A 5,611-nucleotide genomic window follows, 5' to 3' on the forward strand; every position below is an offset into this window, starting at 1 on the left:
TATCAAGCACGACAGATTCTTAATTCCATAAAATAAAATTTAAATTCTAATTATTAATACCTGCATAATAATGTCCGTTTTCGCTGTCATTCCCGCTTGTCGGGAATCCTTCCGACTTGTTCGGAATCAAAAGAAAGATTCTGGACAAGCCAGAATGACCTTAATCCTGAGGGTATAGGACATAATATTACAGGTTTCATTAGTAAAGAGGGTAGCAGATTACTCTGCCGCCCTCTTTGAGTTTACTTTTCCTATTTTCTCTGGTCGTGAGGAACCATTACATCAGTAGATGCGGTTGAGCTATTCCCTGCATTAAATGTCAAGCCAATTTAGAAATGTCCTACTTTGGTTAATTAGAACATTATCATTTTGGCAGGACATATCTTAGTAGGCTCGTAGGGCTCAAGCGGAAAACTTAATATAGTTTTCCCATCGGTAAAGAAGCTCTCTTGTGGCCCTCAGGTCTTTTGCACAGTACCTTGCAATGTCGGTATATCTTTTGTTATCGAAAAGCCCCTTGACCTCATAGCCCGTAATCTCCGACTTTGGGCTTTCTATGCCGAATGTCTTACACCACATATCGAGGTTAAACTTTCTTTTTACTGCTCCGAAAAATGTAAGCTGGTCAAGGAGGTCTATATGAGGGCCGCTATACCTGTTGGGCATAAGGTCTCTTAATGGCTTTATCTTATGAACCGCAGAGCGTACGAGTATGAATGGGCAGTCAAATGCCCTTCCATTGAATGTTATGAACGCCTTGCATGACTTTACTGCTCCCCAGAATTTAGTCAGGATGTCTTTTTCAGAGCATATTTCATACCTTATGCCGTCTTCTTCGAATGGTAAAAGAAGCTCATCTGCCTGAAAGTAAACCGCACCCTTTTGGGTCTCGGGATTAAGCATTCCAATGGCAATTATCTCGCCTGTGAGGGGATAAAAAGAAAGGCTTTCCTTGACCTCTTGAATTTCCCTTTCGGTCTCTGCCCATCTGAGAAGATATTCCCTCGTGGCGTCATCGAGTGAGTCAAAGTCCTTGCCAACTGTCTCTATGTCAAAGATGACCCTTGTCACTGACTTCAGGCTATTTTGCCAAGCCCTTAAAGACATGCCATGTCTTAAGGATGTCTATTGCCCTTTGAAGCTGGGTGTCGTCTTTCTCTTGCACCTCTGTTAAGATTGCCTTTTCAGGCTCTTCCTCGTCTGTGTCTTCCTTTTCGTTTTTCAGATGCCTGTCAAGGTCTTTTTCCCTCATAATTGGATGTTCTTTTTCGCCGTTTTTTGCCTCGAGCTTTACCACTATGTCAGGGGTGATACCTGTTGACTGTATGGATGTTCCTTTTGGGGTGTAATATCTTGCAGTCGTGAGCCTGAGTCCTGTGCCCTCGCTTAATGGTATTACGGACTGCACAGAGCCTTTTCCAAATGTCTGTGTGCCTAATATGACTGCCCTGTTCCAGTCCTTAAGTGCTCCTGCAACTATTTCCGAGGCACTTGCACTTCCCTGATTTACAAGCACCACCATAGGCAGGGACGAGACCTCTTTACCTCTTTCTGTCCTGTAGTCAATCCTATCTCCGCCCCTGCTTTTCAGATACACGATTAGCTTTCCCTCAGGCAGAAAATTGCCCGTAACATCTATAGCACTCTGAAGAAGTCCCCCGGGATTATTCCTTAGGTCTAAGACGATAGAGGTTATGTTTTCCTCTGCAAGTTTCTTTATGGCAGTAGAAAGGTCATTCGAAGTGGCTTCCTGAAACTGAAGAATTTTTATATAGCCGATATTGCCTTCTATAACCTTGCTCTTGACGGATTTTACTTTTATGATTGCCCTTGTAATAGTGATGTCCTTTGGTGCATCCCAGTCATCTCTTACGATTGTAATCGTAACATTAGTGCCCTCGGGTCCACGCATCCTTTTGACAGCATCCTGAAGGCTTATGTCCTTCGTAAGTTCTCCGTTTATCTTGATAATCCTATCTCCTGCCTTTATCCCTGCATTCCATGCAGGTGTGTCCTCTATGGGTGATATGACAGTAAGAACGCCATTCTTTATGCCAACCTGTATGCCTAATCCTCCAAACTCTCCTTTTGTCTCTACCTGCATGTCCTTATACTCATCAGGCGTAAGAAAGGCAGAGTGCGGGTCAAGAGAGCTCAGCATGCCTTTTATAGCATTGTATATTAAGTCTTTCGTATCAACGGGCTCTACATAGTTTCTCTTTATAACGGAGATAACCTCTGTAAATGCCTTAAGCCCCTCATATGTTTCTGCCTCTGCGCTTACCTCTGCCCATTTGGTTATAAACATCACGGCCAGTGCTATGATGAGCACAAAGGCACCTACTACAAGTCTTTTCTTAGTTTTAATAGACATTATCTTAAACCTCCAGTTTTATCTTGCCCTTAGCCACTGTGCCGGGTCGAGGGGCTTCCCTTTATATCTTATCTCAAAATAAAGAGACGGTGCATTAAGCATCAGGGATTCGCCCACCCTGCCGATATTAGTGCCTCTTTTTATTATATCTCCAATCTTTAAAAAAATCTCGGATAGATTTGCATAAAGGCTGTGGTATCCATCTCCATGATTTACTATGACCAGCTGCCCATATCCCTTAAACCATTCTGCAAAGACCACCTGTCCATCGGATATAGACCTTGCAGAAACAGAAGGAGGAGTCTTTATGTATATGCCGTTTCTAAATACGATTGTATTGAACTGGGGGTCTTTCTGCCTGCCATAAGGGATGGCAACCTCTCCATCCACGGGCCATGGAAGTTTACCCTTGAAGTTTCTGAAGCCAGTTGCAGTAAATGTCTCTTTCTCCTCGGATTTCCTTATAATCTCAATAAGCCTTTTAGAGGACTCTTCCATCTCCTTAACCAATTGCTCATTCAATACCATTTCCTTTTTTATAGAGGCAAGGAGTAACTCCTTTTCTTTTTTCCTTGTCGAGACAACCTCTATGGTATTTTTGAGCTGGTTTTCCTGTGCCCTCTGTTTTACATAAAGGCCCTCTATTGCCTTTTGCTTTTCGTGGAGGGCTTTAAGGTCTGTGCTGACTGTCTGTATCGTTTTATGTTCGTGAACGGTAAGTCTCTGGATGTATTGAAGTCTTCGTATGAGCTGTGAGAAGTCCTCCGAGGAGGCAAGCAGAATGAGGGCATCCCCAAGGTTGCCATATTTATAAAGTGCACGGAGCTTCTTTTTCATCCAGCCTTTTTGCTTGGCAAGCTTTGCCTCTATCTTGGAGATTTCGGCTCTGACCTTTTTTATATTGGATTCCGTTTCCCTTAGGAGTTGACTTTGCTTGTTCAGGTTTGACTCTGCATTAAGAATCTGGAGATTGGCTTTTTCAAGCTCACCTAAGGTAGAGACCTCGGACTTTTTAATATCCTTTAGTTTTTTCTGATGTGCCTTAATCTTTTCCTGAAGCTCATTGAGCCTTTGCTCCGCATCCTCGGCAAATGCAGTTTCCCGAAGGAAAAATAAAAACCCAAAAAGCACTGCAAAAACAAGAAATAGCTTCCTTCGCATTTTTATTAAAACCTTATTCTGCCCAAGGCAATTACTGCACCCACAAGCCCAATAAGAAGCCCTGTTAGGGGAACATAAAAGACCGTCTCGACAGGCACTGACATGGACTGTAGCGCAGGAAAGCTCTCGGACAGCTTGAGAGTAATGAAATACTTGAGCATGAGGATGCCTGCAAGGGCAGTAAGCCCTGCTACTGCACCAATTGCACCGCCCTCGATGATGAAGGGCGCCCTTATAAAGCCCTTCGTTGCACCCAGAAGCTGAAGGGTCTCTATCTCTTCTTTTTTTCTATAAAATAGAATCTTCACAGTGCTATAGCAGACAAATATTACACCTGCAGACAGGGCAATTAGAATAAGCAGACTTATCTTTTCCGCACCTCCCTTTATCGCCTGTATGGAGGATAGAAACTTCTCTCCGTAGTAAACCTCTGCGATGCCTTGTACCTTCATAAGCTCCGAGGAAAGGTTTTTCACGGATGCCTCCGAGACAAGCTCTCTTTTGAGTGTTATCACAACAGAAGGCGGAAGGGGGTTTTCTTCTACGCCATCGAGGATGTAGGCAGAGTCCTTTGTAAGTGTTTTCAGCTCCTTTAATGCATCGTCCTTTGAGATATACTTGAGGTCCTTCACAGAGTTATTGCCCTTTATCGTCTGGATTATGCCTTTAGTTTTTTCCTCATCTATGCCTTCATCGAGGAAAACCGTGATGGAAAACCTGTCGGGCAATCTCTGAGTGGCAAGGTTAATATTATAGAGGATGGAAAATACCATTGTCATCAGGATGAGCCCTGTGGCAATGGTCAGGGCAGAAAGTAGGTTTATCCATTTCTCCTTATATAAGCTCGACAGTGCAAACCTGAAGGTATAGGCAGAAGGTATCATCCTACTGCCTCTTCTACGAGATTCCCATTGTCAAGCCTGTGGACTGTTTTTCCTGTATAGCGATAAAGCTCCTTGTTGTGTGTTGCAACGAGGAGTGTGGTGCCCCTCGTATTGATCTCCTTAAAGATTCTCATAATGCCCGATGCAGTGTCCACATCAAGGTTTCCTGTGGGCTCGTCTGCAAGAAGAATAAGTGGCTCTCCAACTAAAGCCCTCGCAATAACTACCCTTTGCTGTTCTCCGCCTGAAAGCTCAGCAGGATATGAGTTTGCCTTATGCCTCAGGTTTACCATCTTCAGTACCTCATGAACAAGGGACTTTATTTCGGATTCCGGGATTAGTCTTATTCTCAGGGCAAGGGCTATGTTGTCGAATATGGTTTTATTCATAAGCAGTCTAAAGTCCTGAAACACCACTCCTATATTTCTTCTAAGGTAGGGAATATCGGACTCTCTGATGCCTGCTGTCTCTATGGCGTTTATCACAATGCTTCCTGTGTCAGGCTTTTCTGCAAGGTATATGAGCTTAAGGAGGGTGGATTTCCCGGAGCCGCTTGGACCTGTTACGAATGCCATCTCTCCTTTTGGCACTGAAAGGGTAACGCCTCTTAATGCCGTCAGGTTGTCATAAGACTTTGAGACATTACGAAACTGAATCATGTCTATCCTTTGCCTATTATAAATTCGATAAGTATATCGTCGAGTCTCTTTTCCGAACGGTCTTTATCGTCATAAGCCTCTGCCTCCACGGCATCTCCTCCGCCTGTGTATCTACCTGACTGAAGCTCTTTTATCATACCATGATGCTGATCTTTCATCATTGTCTTTGCCTTCTGTTTCCAGTCCGCATCCTGAAGTAGATGCGAATAGCTTACCTTTTTGGAGGCAAGTATTGCTCCTTTATGGTAAAGAAAGGTAATAATCACTGGATTCTTAGTCCCGTTGTCCTCTGTCTGGACATGGTAGATAGTTCCTTTGAAGGATATGTTCGTGTTATAGCCAACAAGCATTATATAATTATAAAATGTTATGAAGGAAAAATGGAAGAGGATGTATGGGTTCAACACATATGAGACAAGTTATATCCCCCTCACCCTAACCCTCTCCCGCAAGGGGAGAGGGAATAGAAGGGGAGATTTGGGAAAGGGGTGGGTAAAAAGGGGAAGAGGGGGGTAAACTGAGATTCTGAAACA

The 5,611-nt window shown here is 43.6% G+C and carries 6 protein-coding genes; all 6 read right to left on the reverse strand.

All coding sequences use genetic code 11. The features are described from left to right. Positions 1–402 precede the first annotated feature (402 nt). Genes HY805_02175 through HY805_02200 form a run of 6 tightly spaced genes read right to left on the reverse strand, consistent with a single transcriptional unit; the run spans position 403 to position 5,428 of the window. Positions 403–1,107 (reverse strand): ribonuclease H-like domain-containing protein, encoded by a 705-nt coding sequence (locus tag HY805_02175; protein MBI4823022.1) that lies wholly within the window; start codon positions 1,105–1,107, stop codon positions 403–405. Continuing rightward, positions 1,082–2,374: a S41 family peptidase gene (locus HY805_02180; protein MBI4823023.1), complete on the reverse strand. Its 1,293-nt coding sequence runs from the start codon at positions 2,372–2,374 to the stop codon at positions 1,082–1,084. The genes HY805_02175 and HY805_02180 overlap by 26 nt, the downstream gene beginning before the upstream one ends. Positions 2,375–2,392: 18 nt before the next feature. Next, positions 2,393–3,535, reverse strand: a complete 1,143-nt coding sequence (locus HY805_02185; protein ID MBI4823024.1) for a peptidoglycan DD-metalloendopeptidase family protein — start codon at positions 3,533–3,535, stop codon at positions 2,393–2,395. Positions 3,536–3,540: 5 nt separating this feature from the next. Continuing rightward, the gene (locus HY805_02190; GenBank protein ID MBI4823025.1) at positions 3,541–4,419 is read right to left on the reverse strand and encodes an ABC transporter permease; all 879 of its coding nucleotides are present in this window, start codon (positions 4,417–4,419) and stop codon (positions 3,541–3,543) included. After that, a complete protein-coding gene (gene ftsE / locus HY805_02195; protein MBI4823026.1) occupies positions 4,416–5,078 on the reverse strand; it encodes a cell division ATP-binding protein FtsE in 663 nt (220 codons plus the stop codon). The genes HY805_02190 and ftsE overlap by 4 nt, the downstream gene beginning before the upstream one ends. A 2-nt stretch (positions 5,079–5,080) precedes the next feature. Next, the gene (locus HY805_02200) at positions 5,081–5,428 is read right to left on the reverse strand and encodes a hypothetical protein (protein MBI4823027.1); all 348 of its coding nucleotides are present in this window, start codon (positions 5,426–5,428) and stop codon (positions 5,081–5,083) included. Positions 5,429–5,611 lie beyond the last annotated feature (183 nt).

The organism is Nitrospirota bacterium (genome assembly GCA_016207905.1).
GTDB lineage: Bacteria > Nitrospirota > Thermodesulfovibrionia > Thermodesulfovibrionales > JdFR-86 > JACQZC01.

Coding starts and splice junctions, on each gene's coding strand:
- HY805_02200 (MBI4823027.1), bottom strand. CDS start 5,428: ATGCTTGTTGGCTATAACACGAACATATCCTTCAAAGGAACTATCTAC.
- HY805_02180 (MBI4823023.1), bottom strand. CDS start 2,374: ATGTCTATTAAAACTAAGAAAAGACTTGTAGTAGGTGCCTTTGTGCTC.
- HY805_02190 (MBI4823025.1), bottom strand. CDS start 4,419: ATGATACCTTCTGCCTATACCTTCAGGTTTGCACTGTCGAGCTTATAT.
- HY805_02185 (MBI4823024.1), bottom strand. CDS start 3,535: ATGCGAAGGAAGCTATTTCTTGTTTTTGCAGTGCTTTTTGGGTTTTTA.
- HY805_02175 (MBI4823022.1), bottom strand. CDS start 1,107: ATGTCTTTAAGGGCTTGGCAAAATAGCCTGAAGTCAGTGACAAGGGTC.
- ftsE (MBI4823026.1), bottom strand. CDS start 5,078: ATGATTCAGTTTCGTAATGTCTCAAAGTCTTATGACAACCTGACGGCA.